Raw genomic sequence first — 16,544 nt, 5'->3', positions numbered from 1 at the left:
CCTAGAGTTGAAATTTCGCGTGACGCTCAAAGCCCGCGATCACCGGCGCACCGGCGTTGAACGCCCGCCGCCATGTCATTACGCCATCCAGCTTGTATCCGATGCGCACCTCGCCAAGCGCGCCGTCCACGAACAGCGCCGCAATCCGCCCACCATCTTTGAGCTGTGCCAGCAGAGTGTCCGACACATGGCTCACACCGCCCTGAATGACGATGACGTCATATGGCCCATGTTCCGAGGCACCCGCCGTCAGCGCGCCGACATGCGTGATCACATTGTCCGCACCGGCTTCCATCAACGCATCCTGCGCGTCCCGGGCCATCGCCTCGTCTTCTTCGAGTGCCACGACCGCCTCGGCCATATGCGCCATGACGGCAGAGGAATATCCGTACCCGGCCGCCACATCGAGAACCAGTTCATCCCGCGCAATGTCGAGCGCATCCAGCATCTTGGCCAGCGTCCGCGGCTCCAGCATCACGCGCCCGCCGCCCAGATCAAGGTTTTCGCCCATATACGCCGCCTCACGCAGCGCCGACGGCACGAAATCCTCGCGTTTCACGGATAGCATAGCGTCAATGATGGGGAATTTCGTGACATCTGACGGGCGCACCTGAGTGTCCACCATCATCGTGCGCCGGGCTGCAAAGTCGGTCATCTCAACTAAACTCATCCGTTCAGAATCCTGTTCTACCCGATGTGCCATAGATTATGCACGGGAGCAACGCGGCAAAAGCTCAGCCGCGCACTTGCAAGGCCCCCGAGGATAAGTTATCGCCGACGCCACACCACGTGAGGCGAGTTGGCGGAGTGGTGACGCAGCGGATTGCAAATCCGTGTACACCGGTTCGATTCCGGTACTCGCCTCCAGTCTTTCCCGGAGTTTGCTTCCCACTCTGCATACAGACTCCAAATTCCGGCATCGGATTTTCATTCTGTTTCAATTCGGTTCGCGGCGCGTTTCTTTTTGCAGCCGTTTTGTGCGCATAAAGCAGTTGATGCGGCTGTCCTGCATGCCCCATCCCAAGCTCCTTTGTGACTTACTGTCGTAGAAGGCATATTTACTTTGCAGCAGCGTGCCCAGCCAGGTTCTGCAACAGTGAAGCGCTTGTCAGAGGCCAAGCGGTCACGGTCGCTGAGCAAAAGTGGTGTAACAGGGCGATGGGCCGTCCCCATGTCGTTTCAAACGGGGGGTGTGTGGCGATGGAAGTTCACAAGGGGTGGGTCGTTCCGTTGTCCGATCCGCATACCACCGCAGCTGGAAACCGCAGAGCAAAGGTACACGCGCGCACTGGCTTCTGGTGCCAGCGAATATGTGATCACATGGAGTGTCTTACACCAATTGATCGGCTTGAAGTGAACATCTTGCGCGCGACGGACGTCCCGAGACGCGTTTGCCGGGGCATCGCGCGCTTTCACCTGTCTTGCCCGCAACAGGCGCTGCACACCTGCGCCGGACGGGACCCTCTCGGTTTAACTATCGCAAATTGAAATTCTCGCCTAACGTGAACCCATCTTACGATTCCTTTGCGGCCCGTTTTTTGCCGCGCCGGTCATTTCAGTACCAAAACATTGATGGGAGATCCGCTTATGCATCCGGACGATATCGAGAGCATTGCCATACACCCCGCCATTGGCGTGGCACGTGTGGGCAATGCCGAAGAAGGCTATATCCTTGCGCCAGAGGTCATTGGCCAGACGCCGCAGGACCCGGACGGCTACCGTGACGCAGATGGACATATGAAGCGGCAGGTCGCGCGGTTTCGCATCTATGCCACGCTGACCTCGGGCGAAGTGCGCGAATTGACGGCGGACGAGGCGGACATCAACTGGCGTGTCGAGGTCGCGAACCTCAAGGCCGGATGGTACGACTTTCTGCACTGCATGGACCTGCCGCCCGATCAGGTGTTTGAGCCGTCCAAGAGGAACGCGAATTTCAACGGGGATGACCGGGAGCGGCTGAGCATCCGGCCCAGCATGCGACACATCTCGGGCTGCAACGCGGTGTCGGCGCCGTTTGACGATGGCACCTTTTTCGGCAAACCCGTGTATCTGGGCGAATTGCAGACGGATGACGCCGGGCGGCTGATGTTTTTTGGCGGGCGCGGAAAATCGGAACCGCTTGTGCCCGGCACGCAGCCTACGACCTTTGCTAACAATGACGGCTGGCACGATGATACCTGTGACGGGCCGGTGCGGGCCTCTGTCACCCTGGGGGGCAAGACGTTTGAGGCCACGCCGGCCCACGTGATCGTCGCCCCGCCGAATTTCGGGCCCGGCCTCTTTGGTGTGGTGACGATGGACGATGTGGTGCGGGATCTGTTTTTCCACGAAGGCATCCTCGAGCCGCCGACGCACACAAGTTTCACCCGCGACATCTGGCCGATCTTTGACCGCATGACGGGGCACCAATGGGTGACCGATGGCATCCTGCTGCTTGCCGGGCAAGGCACACCGCTGGATGCGCGCGATCCGGAGGTGATCTCTCTGCTCGGGGATCCGGGAGCGGATAATGAGGTCTACCGCCGGTCGGTGTTCGAGCTGTTCCGCAACAGCGCGACCGAAGCGCTCAAGCCCGCAGCGCTGCCGCCGTTCTACGGCGACACCTATGGCGATCAATACACCGAAGGTCCGAAAAAGGGCGAATACGTCAATCCGGCGCGCGAGGATCTGTTCCTGACCAAGACGCAGTACCGCCATCTGGAGGCGTGGGCGCATGGTGATTTCGAAAGTGACTGGGACGGGTTCCCGACCATCCCGGCATTCGCTGACATCCCCGTGGCGGATCAACCGCGCGAGCTGGACCGCGCGGCGTTGCACGAATGCCTGGGCGGGCCGTTCCATCCGGGGATCGAGCTGACCTGGCCCATGCGCCTTGCCTCGATGTGGAACCCGGACATGCCATACCGTCTGCGCAATCTGCCAGAGGGTGAGCGTGTCCGTCAGGACTATGGCCCGCAGCTGACGCAGGAGCAGGCGTTGGCCCATGACGGGCCATGGGGCCCATCCGGCGCAGGCAGCCTGACCCGCTGGATGGGTGTGCCGTGGCAAACGGATGAGGCGTCGTGCAATTCGGGTCTGGTCTACACGCCGAGCCTCTATCTCAGCTCGCCCAGCTTCTGGGGGGCGCGTGTGCCCAATCAGGTGCTGCCGATCGAGGCCTATACCATCGCGACCACGCCCGGTCTTGCCCCGATGCAGGTGCAACGCCATTTCGGCAACCGCCGCTTCTGGCTGCGCGACCTGCAGGGCACCGGTTATGCCGATCGCATCAACAACATGGTGCACAAATGGTGGATGACCGGTTTGGTGGAGGCGCACACGCCGCCCGAAGGCTCCGGCCTGCCGGACCCGTGTTGGGTGGAAACCGGACGCGCGCCGGAGTTTACCAAGGGTGACCCGAGCCTCAAGCTGGCGCAGAACGTTATTGCGCTCAAGCTCGAAGAAGAAGCGATTGCCATGCGGTTGGGCGCGGTGCCCGATGGCGATGAGCCTGCAACCTTTGAACGTCTTGATCGCGGAGAGGTCTAGGTGCGCGATGTCGTGATTGCCGGTGGCGGGCCTGCGGGGCTTGCCGTCGCCATTGCGCTGGCCGAACGCGGCGTCGACGCCGTGGTTGTCGACAGCACCGGTGGCCTGTCAACACAGCGGGCAGAATTGCTGCCGCAGGGTGCTGCGGCCATCGTCACGCGTTTGGGGCTGGGCCATGTGCTGCATACTGCGCGCGTGATCGAGGATGTCGTCAGCGTTTGGGGCACACACGGGCACGGGGCGCATCCGGGCCTTGGCCTGCATGGCTGGGGCGTGGACCGGTCCCTGTTGGCGCATGACATGGTGGCCCGTGTCACTGGCCTCGATATTCCGGTTGTCACGGCGCGCATCCTGTCACAGCAGCGTGGCAGCGATGGCTGGACCCTGTGCCTGTCAGGCGCGGCGGACATCCGCGCCCGCTTTGTCATTGATGCAACCGGACGCGCCGGGTCCATCGCCCGGAAACAGGGCGCGACGGCTTTGCATGGGCAGGATCTGGTGGCCGTCACGTGGCATATGCCGGAGCACACGGGCGCACGCATGTTGGCCGAGGCCGCGCCGGACGGGTGGTGGTACCTGGTGCCCGCCGCGACGGGAGCCACGCTGGGCTTTATGACCGAGGCCAGCCGCGCCAAGGGCATCCACGCCAACCCGGCCCCATGTCTGGACACGGCTGCGCGCACCCTCACCTGCATCGACGTGCGCGGAGCTGCCCCTCGCCCACGCCTGATGGACAGCCGCAGCGCCGTGATCGACACACCCTTTGGTGCCGGGTGGTTGGCGACGGGGGACGCCTCTGCCTCCTTTGATCCCATCGCCTCTCAGGGTCTGTTCAACGCGCTCTCTGCCGGGTTCTTTGCCGGGCACGCGGCGGCGGACACGCTGGCGGGTGACGCAGACGCCGCCCGGACCTATGCCATGCTTTGCGTACAGACGGCAGAACGCACCCACGCCGCCACGCACCTGCAATACGCCGCCCGCCCCTTTGACACGCCCTTCTGGAACACCCGCGCCGCGCCGCACGCACAAAAGAAAGAGGCAAGCCCAGTTCCCGCTTGAGTAGAAGCAGTGATCCGGTGCAAGCTGATCCTATTCAAAGAGTACTGCCCGTTTGGGGCGCCGATTTTTCGTACCATATTTCAAGGGAGTACACAGATTGCAGTCTTATGAAATCCACCCGCGCATCGGGGTTGCGCGCCTTGGCAACAGCATCACCGATTTCTACCTCGCACCAACGGAAACCGGTGGCCTGCCGGTCGCGTGCGACGCAGATGGCAATGAAATCAAGGACGCGCCGCCGGTCACACAGTTCAAGGACAGCGTCGGCGCAATCAAACGTCAGGCCGCGAAATTCCGTCTGTTCAAGCGCGACGACAGCGGCACGGCCACGCAGATCACCGTGCATGACGAAGACATCGAACATATCGAATGGGTGGGCCACATCGCCAACAAGAAACCCGTCTGGTATACCTTTTCCGAACTGATCGGTGATCTCGAATTTGGCAAGGGCAACAGCTACAAGCACAACCACGTGCCGCTGAACAACCCGGACGTGACGCACAAGAAAAAGCGTCAGAAGCTGATCATCGATCCCGGCCCCCGACGGGTCACGCACAAGCACCCGCACGCATCGTTTTCACGCTACAACATCCCCGATACGTATGAACGCGGGTCCTTCCCCGACCCGTCCAACGGTGGCCAGCAGATCGACACGCTGGGCGAGTTGAAGATGGACGCCGATGGCAATCTGGTCGCGCTCGGCGGGTTCGGGCGCGTCACCGGCAGCGCACAGATCGACAGCTTTCGCGGCGCTGCGGGGTATTGGGACGACATCGCGGACGGCTATGTCTTTGCCCGGATCAAGCTGACCAGTGGCGATGTGATTGAAACGGATGCCGCATGGCTTGTCGTGGGCAGCCCGAAATACGCGCCCGAGATCGTCAATATCACCACGCTGGCCGACACGATGGAGGACGTGGCCATCCGCAAGAACGGCGCGCGGCCCGACATCTTTCCCGGTGGCAAGACCAGCGATGAATGGCCCGTTGATCCGCGCAACGGCTACACCCCGCTGCAAGGGTTCGACCCCGATCACGTGGTGAATTTCGACCGCGACGTCAAACCGATCATCGAACGGATGGGCCTTTATAAATACGTGGCGAACGTGCCCACGATGGACGATTTTGCGAACCCGAAATTCGACGTGCGCGACTCCAGCGATGCGAACATGGCGCACAGGATGCGCTATTTCGAGATGTTCCGCATGCCGCTCCTGCCCAAGGACTACGACACATATTATGCGACCATGTCCAAGGGTCCGGGCCAGCTCTATGCGCTCAAGGACAACGATCCCGACACGCTGTCGGGGCTGCCGATGATGCCGCTCAATTCCGGCGACAATTCGGTCACCAATACCGGGCCGATCTACAAGTTCGAGACCCTGTCGCCAACGCAATATTTCTACCTCTATCAATGGGCCCGCGGGTGGTTCACCAATGACGCGCCGGAACCTCTGGACCAAGCGGATCACCTCGACCGTGTGGATGCCAGCAACTGTGTCGGCGCCCCCTTCAGCCCCGGCATCGAAGTCACCTGGAGCGTGCGCAGTGCGGCGATTTACGACGGGCCGCTGCACCTCAAGCTGGCCCATGCCAAAGACGGCTTTGACAAGATGCAGGAACATTATGCCGAAAAGGGCCTGCACACCGAGCGCAACGAATGCGAAGGCGGCGGGTGCGAACCCGGCGACCTGACCAAGCGGATGGCGATCCCGTGGATGGCCGATTTCCACGAATGCACGGTGCAGACGCCCAACATCTCGAACATCCACGTCAACCAGTTGGCCGATGGCTCCGGGATCGAGGTGCCACCGGCGTTCTATGTCTACTGGTGGCCGCCACAAAGCCCGTTCAATGTCACCACCGGCACCGTGTCGCCGCAGGATCAGGTGCTGGACGCCTTTGTCAGCGATATCGACGGCCAGACGATCATCCCCCAGGGCCAGAATGTCGAATTTCAGCGCGGCATAGACTCGGCCCAGAAGATGATCGACAGCTGGTTCATGCTGGGCTTCCTGCTCAATCGGGGCACCGAAGAGGTGCCCTATATCGTGGAGACCGAGCGTAACTTTGGTCAACTGGCGCAGGCGCATATCACCGATATCGCAAGTGCCGCTGCGGCGGCCTCAACGGCGGCCAAAAGCTGATCCATGACACGTCATGTGGATGTGGCAATCATCGGCGGCGGGCCTGCGGGCACCGCCGCCGCGATCACTTTGCGCAAACGGCCCGACATTTCCGTCGCGGTGCTGGAACGGGGCACGTATGCCGCGCCCAAGGTCGGCGAATCCCTCTCGCCCGGCGCGCGCGGACTGCTGCAATATCTGGGTCTCTGGGAGACGTTCGAGACGGAACAGCGGCTAAGCCTGCTGGGGACAGAGGCGGCCTGGGGCAGTGATGTGCTGGGCGGCATGGACTTTATCCTGACGCTGCATGGCGCGGGCTGGGCGCTCGACCGGCAGCGGTTTGAACAGATGATGGCCGACGCCGCGCAGCGCAGCGGGGCAGAGATACGTACGGGCACAACCGTCGCCGCGTGCCGGTATGACGGCACGCTGTGGCACATTGACTGCGGGCGCGACACGCTCACGGCCCGCTATGTCATTGATGCTGCAGGGCGCATGTCGCGCTTTGCCACCGGGCACGGCGCGCGGCGGCAGCGCAATGACAGCCTGACCGCGCTCTGCGCCCGACTGCCGCGCGCACCCGGCACCGCGCAGATGACGCGGGTCGAAGCGGTGGAATATGGCTGGTGGTATACTGCCCCCCTGCCCTCAGGCGCGCTGATCACGTGCCTGTTTTCCGATGCGGACCGGATCCACGCGCTGCGCCTTTCCGACCCGCAGGTGTGGGCGGCGAAACTGGCGCAGACGCAGCATCTGCCGGCGTTGATTGACGGCGCCATCGTGCCGCCCGCAGCGCTCGAAACCCTGCCCGCGTTTTCCAGCCTGTTGCGCAGCAGCCCGAGCGAGGTGCCGATGATCGCGGCAGGTGACGCAATTGCCGCGCGCGATCCGCTGTCCTCATCCGGCATTCCCAATGCCATGGGCAGCGGCATTCAGGCCGCGCGTGTGGCCGCCGATTGGCTCTTTGGGAAAGGCGCGTTGCGCGCGGCTTATGAGGAAAGCGTGGCGCTGGATCATGCGGCCTACCTCAAGACGCATTGGCGCACCTACCGGACCGAGGCCCGCTGGCCCGATGCACCATTCTGGCGGTTTCGGGCCGCACAGGTCACGCGCGGCCCCCACACGCGCGTGAGCGGGCGGCGCGATGGGCATGTTTCGATCTTTGTGCCCGCCCCGGTATCGCGCTGGATCGTGGACGCCGCGCAGAAGGACGCGCCGCAGCTTGACCTTGTCACCCGCGCGCGCACCGCGTTCCCGGACATCCCCGACGAACGGCTGCTGCTTGCGATTGAAGACCTGACAGTTGTGGCAGAGACCGCTCAGTCGCCATCATAGGTCCAGCGATATCCGGGCGGCGTCGGCCCCTTGTTGCGCCCGCCCTGCTCGGTCTGTTCCCACGCATGGGCCAGGATACCGACGCTGCGCGACAGGCCAAAGAACCCCCGTGCCAGTTGCGCAGGACAGCCCAACTCCGCATAGATAACCGCCGTAGCGCCATCGATATTCATGGGCACGGGTTTGCCGCGCTCCTCTGCCAGATGATCCTCAATCGCAAGCGCGGTGTCACGAAACGTGCCCGCCACGTCCCCCGCCTCAGCCGCCTCTGCCACCAAAGCCATCAGGCGCGGCGCACGCGGATCAGTGGGCGTGTGGAACCGGTGGCCAAAGCCGGGCAGATAGCGCCCATGCGCCGCCCGCCATGCCTCCAACCCCTCAAGCCCCTCCGCCTGCACATGCGCATAAAGCGCCACGGCCTGTTCGCCCGCGCCGCCATGCACGTCGCCCAGCATGTTGAGGCCCGTGGCCATCGCGCTTTGCAGACCCACGCCGCAAGTCGCCGCCATGCGCGCGGCGGCAATGGAAGGCGCTTGCGGCCCGTGATCCACCGCCGACACCAGCGCCGCCTCAAACAGGGCTGCGCGCGCATCGGACAGCGGCGTGCCGACGACGAGAAACCAGATCATACGAGCAAAGCTCATCGTGCCGATCAGGTCCTCGATCGGCTCCCCGCGCAGGGCAATGCGCCCCGGCTCCATGTCGATGATCCGCGTGCGCCACCAATCTGATACGTCGCTCATATCACGCCTCCTGCGCGCATCTCGTCAATCTCGGCACGGGAATATCCCAGCCCGCCCAGCACGCTGTCCGTATCCTGCCCGAGGCGCGGCGGCGGGGATGCAACCGACGGGCGCGCCCCGTCGATCATCGCCCCCATGCGCACCAGATCAATATCGCGCGCCACACCCGGCACGTCCTCGAACCGGGCGAGAAAATCGCGATCCTGCACCTGACGGTGGGCAAGGATATCCGGCACCTCCAGCACCGCGCCAGCAGGCACGCCGATGCCATTCAGTTCGCGCGCCCAGTCAGCCGCAGGGCGGGTGGTGAACACCGTCTCCAACTCTGCCCGCAGGCGCAAGCGGTTGGCCTTGCGGTCCTCGCGCGTGGCAAAGTCGGGATGCGCCAGCAGATCGTCGCGCCCCAGATGCCGCGCCAGCAGATCCCATTGTTCGTCCTTGTTGGCGGCCACATTGATCAGACCATCCGCACATTGAAACGCACCGGACGGTGCGGAGGTCGGGTTTTCGTTGCCGTTGCGCGCGGGCGTCACGCCACCGATCAGGTGGTTCGACACGACCCACCCCATCGTGGCCAGCACCGCCTCCAGCATCGACACGTCGATGACACAGCCGCGTTCCGGCGCATTCAATGCGGCCGTGATGGCCATGGCCGCCGTCAGCCCGCCAATCGTGTCGGCCAGCGGATAGCCCGCGCGCAGCGGGCCGCTTTCGTCGGTGCCCGTAACGGACATCAGACCCGACACCCCTTGGATGATCTGGTCATAAGCCGGACGGTCGGCCCATGGCCCGGTCTGACCAAAGCCGGATATGGCGCAGTAGATCAGCGCCGGGTTTTCCCCGCGCAACACGTCCGCCCCAAGGCCCAACCGATCCATCACTCCGGGCCGAAAATTCTCCACCAGCACATCCGCGCTTTGCACCAGACGGCGCAGCACATCCTTGCCCGCCTGCGTCTTGAGGTTCAGCGTGATCGACTGCTTGCCCGCATTCTGCGCGAGAAAGCTGATGCCCATCCCCTTGGCGGACAGGTCCGGATCCGCCCCGAGGTTGCGGGCCAAATCCCCGCGCCCCACGGCTTCGACCTTGATCACCTCTGCGCCCAGATGCGCAAGCTGGTGACAGGCAAAAGGGCCTGCCAGCACGTTGGTGAGGTCCAGAACCCGGACCCCGACCAGAGGTGCGTCAGTCGCCATCTGCCACGCCTTCGGCGCGTTTGCGGGCGCGGCGGGCGCGGTAGCTGGGCAGCAGCACAAGAGCCACCGCCAGCACCAGCAGACCCAGCGTCATGGGCCGTTCGATGATGAAATCGAGACCACGGTAAAGCTGCATGGAGCGGGCGAAATTGTCTTCCAGCATCGTGCCGAGAATGAACCCGATCAAAAGCGGTGCCAGTGGATAGTCGGCAAAGCGGAAGATCGTCGCCATGATGCCAAGCCCCACGAGGATCAAAAGCTCCGTCGCGTTGTTCTGCCCGATATAGGCCCCCATCAGGGTAAAGAACAAAATGAACGGGATCAGATAGTTGCGCGGAATCGCGAGGATCTTGGCGATATAGGGGATCAGCGGCAGGTTCAGGATCAAAAGCACCAGATTGCCGATGAACATGGAGATGATGACGGCCCAGAAAATCTCGGGCGTGTCGATCATCAGCCGCGGCCCCGGCGTCACGTTCAGCGCGATCAGCGCACCCAGCAGGATCGCTGTGGTGCCCGATCCGGGAATGCCCAGCGTCAGGAGCGGCACAAACGACCCGGTACACGCGGCGTTGTTCGCCGTTTCCGGTGCGGCAAGACCCTTGACCGATCCTTTGCCGAATTCCGCCTGTTCGTCGCCCTTGGCGATGTTGCGTTCCACCGCATATCCAAGGAAAGACGCAATCGTGGCCCCCGCCCCCGGCAGCACCCCGATGAAAAAACCCTGCACCGATTGCCGCCCGATCACCGGGATCATCGACTTGCCCTCTTGCCGCGAGAACCGCAGGTTCGTGATCTTGTTGCTGGACCCTTCGCCGCTGGCCCCGCGCATCGGGTTCAGCACCAGAAACAGCGCCTCCGGCAGGGCGAACATCGCCATGGCCAGCGTGATGAAACTTATGCCCGATTGCAGGTCCAAGAGGCCCATGGTGAAGCGCGGCATGGAGAACAGCGCCCCTTCGCCCACCGTCGCAAGGATCAGGCCCAGGATCGTCATCATCAGCGCCTTGGCCACCTGCCCGGTGCCCGCGAACGCGGCGATGGCCGACAGGCCCACCACCATCAACGCGAAATACTCCGCCGAATGGAACAGAAGTGCCACGGATGACAGCGCAGGCGCAAAGATCATCAGCAGGATCGCCCCGATCGTGCCGCCTGCGAAACTGGCCACCGCGGCAATGGTCAGCGCCTTGCCTGCCTGCCCCTTGCGGGCCATCGGGTAGCCGTCAAAGCTGGTGGCGACGGTGCCCGCCACCCCCGGCGCATTGAGCAGGATGGAGGAGGTCGAGCCGCCAAAGATCGCGCCATAGTAGACCCCGGCCAGCAGGATCAGCGCCGCCGCCGGATCGCCCAGCGTGATCGCCACGGGGATCATGATGGCGATGATCGACATCGGCCCCAACCCCGGCAACATGCCGATAAACGTGCCGATCAGACAGCCCGCGACCACCATGAGAATATTCTGGATCGAGAATGCGGCCCCGAGGCCGATCATGATACCTTCGAGCATGGTTCAGGTCCCCATGAAGAATGGAAAGGGGCGCAGGAAGATACCAAGCACCTCTTGCACCAGATACCACACAAAACCGGTGGCCAGCAGCGCCACGGGGATCATGATGTGAAACTTGCGCTCGCCAAGGATCGTACTGCCGCCGACGAGGAAAACGGTTGTCGCGATCAGGAACCCGGCAGGGCGCAGCATTAGCGCATAGGCGACCATCAGCGCCAGAAGCGCCAGCGCCTGACCGACCTTGTATTCGTGCAGCCGGCGATAGTTGATGTCCGTCGCGTTGGCCTCCTTGTCGCTGTCCGGGGTCTTTTCGATGCCCAAGAGGACAATCATGCCCACAACAACGCCAAGCACGGCGAGCATCTTGGGAAAGGTTGACGGCCACACAGGGTTCCGCTGCATGAACGGCGGCAACAGCTGGTCCATCGTGAAAAACGCGGCGTATCCGTAAACGCAGCAAAATGTCACGAAAATCAGCGCGATCCAGCGATCCAGCGCCATGGCATCCCCTCCCCTTTTTCATGGTGGCCGCCCCGCTGCGTGGCGGGGCGGTCCGTGTTTGTCCGCGTGGCTTACAGGAAGCCCAGCGTTTTCATCAGGTCGCCGATGACCTTTTCCTGATCTTCGAGGAAGGTCCGGAATTCGTCACCGTTGTTGTGGATGTTCACCCACCCGTTGCGCGCGCGCACTTCTTCCCACTCGGGGGTGTCGTACATCTGCGTCAGGGCGTTCTGGAACTTGCCCAGCTGCTCTTCGGACACGCCGGGTGCCGCGAAGAACCCGCGCCAGTTGACGAATGTGGTGTCGAGGCCCTGTTCCTTCATTGTGGGGGCATCTGCAAAGGCGTCCACACGCTCATCCGCGGTTACGCCAAGGATGCGCACTTCGCCCTGCTGAGCCAGTGCAACGGCTTCGGAAAAGCCTGTGGACAGCGCCTTGATCTCGCCCGACAGAAGGCCCGCCATGGCCGCACCGCCCGCATCGTAAGGGATGTAGTTGAAGGCTGTGGGGTCTTCGCCCGCCGCCTGCATCGCCATCGCCGCCACAAGGTGGTCCATGCCGCCGGGCACTGACCCGCCGCCGATGGCAAAGCCCGCATTATCCGCACGGTAGGCCGCCAGAAGGTCGTCCATGGATTGCAGATCGCTGTCCGCGTTCACGACGAGTGCTGCATAGTCACCGATGGTGCCTGCCACCAGCGTCAGATCGCGGAACGACTGCGGGAACACGCCTGTGAGCGAGCGGATGACGATGGGGGTCGAATTGACCATCATCGTGTTTTCCAGCGAGGCTGCGTTTTCGATCAGGTGTGCAATCGCGACACCGCCGCCGCCGCCCGACATGTTTTCATAGCTGGCCGAGCCCACAAGGCCCGCACCGGTGAGCGCCTCGCCCGTGCCGCGTGCCGTGCCGTCCCAACCGCCACCGGCGCCGCCGGGGATCAGAAAGTGCACTTCGTCCAGAACCTGATGGCCGTCGGCCTGTGCGATCCCGCCCAGAGCCAGAGTTGCGGCCGTTGCCGCGATTGCAACGCGGCGTGTCCACCCAAAGGTGTTCATGTGATGTCCTCCCATTTGACAGACGGTCGTTTGCCGCCCATTGGTACAGACCACCATACAAAGCTGACACGGGCCTGACACGCGCAGAACTTTTTGCGACGCAGGCCCATCGGGGGGGACGTGCCAGTGCGCTATTTACTGGTCGAAGACAATGAACAGCTGGCCGAGGCGGTGGTCAACAGGCTTGAGCTTGATGGCCATGCCATTGATCACGCTGCATCTTTGGCGGCGGCGCAGGATTGCCTCAACGCGACGGAATACGATCTGATCCTGCTGGATGTGATGCTGCCCGATGGTGACGGGCGGGCGTTTCTGGCGGACAATCGTGTGCATCTGGAGACCCCCGTGATCGTGTTGACCGCCCGCAGTCAGGTCAGCGACCGGGTGGGCGCGCTGGATCAGGGGGCCGACGACTACATTACCAAGCCCTTCGATTTTTCGGAACTGGAGGCGCGGTGCCGTGCGGTTCTGCGGCGCCGCGGTGGTGCGGCCAAGAATGAGATTGCCCTGGGCGACGTGATCTTTGACCCGACGGCCGGCACCATACGCAGCGGTACGGATACGGTGGAACTCCGCAATCGCGAACTGCGCCTGCTCGAAGTGTTCGCGCGCCATCCCGGACAGATCCTGTCGAAGTCACAGCTGATGGACCGGCTGTTTTCCTATGACGCGGACGTCACGGAAAACGCGATCGAAGTCTATGTCGGACGGTTGCGCAAGAAAGTCGGACAGATGGGCGTGCGGATCGAAACCGTCCGGGGCCTCGGCTACCGGATGGAGGCGTCGTGACACCGACCCAATCCATAGGGCGCAGGCTGACGCTCCTGCTGGCGGCAATTTCGGCGCTTCTGGCCATTCTGTCGTGGTCGATGGTCTCGATCATTGCGCGGCAGGCCGCCGAACGCACGCAAGACAACATCCTTGCCGCCTCTGCCACCACCATCGCCGAAACCCTGCGCAGCGAAGGGGGCGAGGTCCGGCTGGACCTGCCCTATGCCGCGTTTGCGATGCTGGGCGCGGTCAGTCAGGACCGCGTGTTCTACCGCGTGGATGCCGCCGGTGAGGTGCTGACCGGCTATGCCGACCTGCCCCTTGGCGGGGCGCAACCCACACCGGGGCAAATCGCGTTTGACACCGTGACCTATCTGGATGCCAACCTGCGCATGGCCAGCATCACCCGGCGCGTTCTGGCAGGGCCAGAGCCGGTGCCCGTGACCGTGTCGGTGGCACAGACGCGCAACGGCATTGGCCGGATTTCGGGTGAGTTGTCGCGCACGGCAGCCGCTCTTTCGGTTGCATTCTTTGTTCTGGCCGTGGTGCTGACGGCGGTGGCCGCACGCGCGTCCCTGCGCCCGCTCAACGAAATTGCCGAAGCGGTGGCGCGGCGTGGGCCTTCGGACCTGCGCCCGATCAAACGCGCCGCTCCGGCAGAGCTGGTGCCGCTGATCTCGTCGCTGAACCGGCTCATTGACCGGCTGGCACAATCGCTGCGCCGGTCCGAGGATTTCATCGCCGAAGCCGCGCACCGCGTCCGCACCCCGCTGGCGACAGTGCGCGCGCAGGCCGAGGTCGCGCTGCATTCGGCGCAGGGCAGCGATGAAAAGCACCGCTTGCGTCAGATGATCCGCGCCGTGGACGAAAGCTCCCGCTCCGCCGGTCAGCTTCTGGATCATGCGACCGTCGCCTACCGCGCCGAAGATCTCGCCCGCGACCGCATCGACTTTGCCGGTGTCGCGCATACGGTCGCGGACGCGCTGCGGCCCACCGCCGGGATGAAGGAGATCGACATTCGCGTCGATGCCGCCACCGCATGGGTCAAAGGCGACGAGGTTCTGCTTGAAAACGCGTTGCGCAATGTGCTCGACAACGCGATCAAATATTCGCCTGATGAAACCGTGGTGACCATGACCCTGACCACGCAAGGCGACACCGCAACCTTGCAAGTATGTGACGAGGGGCCGGGGCTTGGGGCGGGGCCGGTGGACAAGCTGACCGAACGGTTTCAGCGGGGCAGCAACGTGGCAGGCATCGTGGGCTCGGGCCTCGGGCTGACCATTGCCCATGACGTGCTGAGCGCCCATGGCGGTCGGCTTGACCTTGAACCCAACGCACAGAAAGGTGGCGCATGCGTCTCGCTTGTCTTGCCCTTGGCCTGATCCTGTGGGCGGCGTCTCTCGCCGCGCTCGAGGTTGAGGATCACCAACGCTATCCCGGCACCGGACCGGTTACGGTGCGCGTGTTGTCAACGGCGGATCGCGAGGTGTTCGAGCCGTTCATCCTGCGGTTTCAGGCGGCTCGCCCCGAGATCGGGATCGACTACACCGTCGCCTCTAGCGCGGAATCGCACCGCGCCATCCAGTCGGGCGCGCAGTTCGACCTCGTTATCTCATCCGCAATGGATTTGCAGTTTCAGCTCGCCAATGACGGGTTCGCCAGACCCTACAGCTCGGATGCCACCGCGTCGCTGCCAGACTGGGCGCGGTGGCGCGACCACGTGTTTGCCTTCACGTCGGAACCGGCGGTCACCGTGATTTCGACCGCGCGGTTTGATGGTCTGGCCCGTCCGACCTCGCGGCAGGAACTGATTTCGCTGCTGCGCGACAACCCCGACCGGTTTCAACGCGCGGTCGGGACCTATGACATCCGGTCGAGCGGGCTGGGATACCTCTTTGCCACGCAGGAGGCGCGCAATTCCGATGCGTTCTGGCGCCTGTCCGAGGTGATGGGGCGGCTTGACCCGCAGCTCTATTGCTGCTCTGGGCAGATGATCGATGCGGTGGCGCGGGGGGATCTTGCCATCGCCTACAACGTGCTGGGCAGTTACGCCGCGCAACGGCTGGCCGAACCGGGTGGCGCGGGCATGCAGATCCTCGAACTGGAAGATTTTGCCAATGTGATGCTGCGCACGGCACTGATCCCCGCCTCGGCACAGGCGGAGACCGAAGCGGGTGCCTTTCTGGATGCGCTCCTGGCCGAAGGGATGCGCCTATCGCAGGACAGCTGGGTCCTGCCCCCGCTCAACAGCGCCTCCGACGACCTGCGGCTCAGCTTTGGGCCGATCCGGTTGGGGCCTGCGCTGATGGTGTATCTCGATCCGCTCAAACGGCGGGCTTTTCTGGAAAGCTGGGGCAGTGCGATGGAGCAACCCCGGAACTGACGCGGGTTATGCAGAAAGGCACATGTTCAGGCGGCGTCACTATGCCCGTGAAAGCGTCATGCCATCCGGGTCCATTGCACGGGACACAGGACAGACCGGTACGACCGGCCCGCACCCGCCCCGTGCCAAAGCGCTATCCGGGATACTCCGACCAACGGATGAAGGACGCCGACATGTGCGGTTTTGGCGTTTCATTGTCCGCCACGGATCGGGCACCCGCACGACCTGAAAAAATGCGCCCGCGCGGACAGCAGACCAAGATTTTGGGGTGCGTTCCCGCGTCATCCATGCGACGTTTTCACCGTGCCGCACATGGACAACATACGCGCCCA

The 16,544-nt window shown here is 63.5% G+C and carries 13 protein-coding genes and 1 tRNA gene; 8 read left to right on the top strand and 6 right to left on the bottom strand.

The window, feature by feature from the left end; genetic code table 11:
- Position 1: 1 nt before the first annotated feature.
- Entirely contained in the window at positions 2-655 is a 654-nt protein-coding gene (locus tag ACERHN_RS15380; RefSeq protein WP_415922752.1) for a protein-L-isoaspartate O-methyltransferase family protein, read from the bottom strand.
- 138 nt (positions 656-793) lie between these two features.
- Between ACERHN_RS15380 and ACERHN_RS15375 the strand changes: the two genes are divergently transcribed.
- From ACERHN_RS15375 to ACERHN_RS15355, 5 genes are all read left to right on the top strand, one after another.
- Positions 794-867 (top strand) — tRNA-Cys (locus tag ACERHN_RS15375).
- 705 nt (positions 868-1,572) lie between these two features.
- Positions 1,573-3,528, top strand: a complete 1,956-nt coding sequence (locus ACERHN_RS15370) for a LodA/GoxA family CTQ-dependent oxidase (RefSeq protein ID WP_415919899.1) — start codon at positions 1,573-1,575, stop codon at positions 3,526-3,528.
- Positions 3,529-4,587, top strand: coding sequence for an NAD(P)/FAD-dependent oxidoreductase (locus ACERHN_RS15365; protein ID WP_415919898.1), 1,059 nt, complete (start codon positions 3,529-3,531; stop codon positions 4,585-4,587).
- A gap of 97 nt (positions 4,588-4,684) precedes the next feature.
- Positions 4,685-6,733 carry a CTQ-dependent lysine 6-oxidase LodA gene (gene lodA, locus ACERHN_RS15360; RefSeq protein ID WP_415919897.1) on the top strand — a complete coding sequence of 683 codons (2,049 nt, stop codon included), beginning with the start codon at positions 4,685-4,687 and terminating at the stop codon, positions 6,731-6,733.
- Between the two features lie 3 nt (positions 6,734-6,736).
- Entirely contained in the window at positions 6,737-8,047 is a 1,311-nt protein-coding gene (locus tag ACERHN_RS15355; RefSeq protein WP_415919896.1) for an FAD-dependent oxidoreductase, read from the top strand.
- Here the strand turns inward: ACERHN_RS15355 and ACERHN_RS15350 are convergent.
- The 5 genes from ACERHN_RS15350 to ACERHN_RS15330 form a co-directional block, all read right to left on the bottom strand.
- Positions 8,032-8,790 carry a citryl-CoA lyase gene (locus tag ACERHN_RS15350; RefSeq protein WP_415919895.1) on the bottom strand — a complete coding sequence of 253 codons (759 nt, stop codon included), beginning with the start codon at positions 8,788-8,790 and terminating at the stop codon, positions 8,032-8,034. The two genes, ACERHN_RS15355 and ACERHN_RS15350, sit on opposite strands and share 16 nt — an antisense overlap.
- On the bottom strand, positions 8,787-9,986 hold the full coding sequence (locus tag ACERHN_RS15345; RefSeq protein ID WP_415919894.1) for a CaiB/BaiF CoA transferase family protein: 1,200 nt from the start codon (positions 9,984-9,986) through the stop codon (positions 8,787-8,789). Before ACERHN_RS15345 ends, ACERHN_RS15350 begins: the two co-directional genes overlap by 4 nt.
- Positions 9,976-11,496 (bottom strand): tripartite tricarboxylate transporter permease, encoded by a 1,521-nt coding sequence (locus ACERHN_RS15340; protein WP_415919893.1) that lies wholly within the window; start codon positions 11,494-11,496, stop codon positions 9,976-9,978. Before ACERHN_RS15340 ends, ACERHN_RS15345 begins: the two co-directional genes overlap by 11 nt.
- A gap of 3 nt (positions 11,497-11,499) precedes the next feature.
- A complete protein-coding gene (locus tag ACERHN_RS15335) occupies positions 11,500-11,997 on the bottom strand; it encodes a tripartite tricarboxylate transporter TctB family protein (RefSeq protein WP_415919892.1) in 498 nt (165 codons plus the stop codon).
- Positions 11,998-12,068: 71 nt separating this feature from the next.
- Positions 12,069-13,055 carry a tripartite tricarboxylate transporter substrate binding protein gene (locus tag ACERHN_RS15330; RefSeq protein ID WP_415919891.1) on the bottom strand — a complete coding sequence of 329 codons (987 nt, stop codon included), beginning with the start codon at positions 13,053-13,055 and terminating at the stop codon, positions 12,069-12,071.
- A gap of 126 nt (positions 13,056-13,181) precedes the next feature.
- Between ACERHN_RS15330 and ACERHN_RS15325 the strand changes: the two genes are divergently transcribed.
- From ACERHN_RS15325 to ACERHN_RS15315, 3 genes are read left to right on the top strand one after another with little or no spacing between them, the layout of a single operon-like run.
- Positions 13,182-13,844 (top strand): response regulator transcription factor, encoded by a 663-nt coding sequence (locus ACERHN_RS15325; protein ID WP_415919890.1) that lies wholly within the window; start codon positions 13,182-13,184, stop codon positions 13,842-13,844.
- Positions 13,841-15,211 carry a sensor histidine kinase N-terminal domain-containing protein gene (locus ACERHN_RS15320; protein WP_415919889.1) on the top strand — a complete coding sequence of 457 codons (1,371 nt, stop codon included), beginning with the start codon at positions 13,841-13,843 and terminating at the stop codon, positions 15,209-15,211. The genes ACERHN_RS15325 and ACERHN_RS15320 overlap by 4 nt, the downstream gene beginning before the upstream one ends.
- Positions 15,181-16,212 carry an ABC transporter substrate-binding protein gene (locus ACERHN_RS15315; RefSeq protein WP_415919888.1) on the top strand — a complete coding sequence of 344 codons (1,032 nt, stop codon included), beginning with the start codon at positions 15,181-15,183 and terminating at the stop codon, positions 16,210-16,212. Before ACERHN_RS15320 ends, ACERHN_RS15315 begins: the two co-directional genes overlap by 31 nt.
- Positions 16,213-16,544: the final 332 nt, after the last annotated feature.

It is taken from the genome of Tateyamaria rhodophyticola, assembly GCF_047777875.1.
In the GTDB taxonomy this organism is placed as follows: domain Bacteria; phylum Pseudomonadota; class Alphaproteobacteria; order Rhodobacterales; family Rhodobacteraceae; genus Tateyamaria.
The sequence above is the reverse complement of the archived record's forward strand: the minus strand, read 5'-3'. Positions and strand labels throughout refer to the sequence as shown.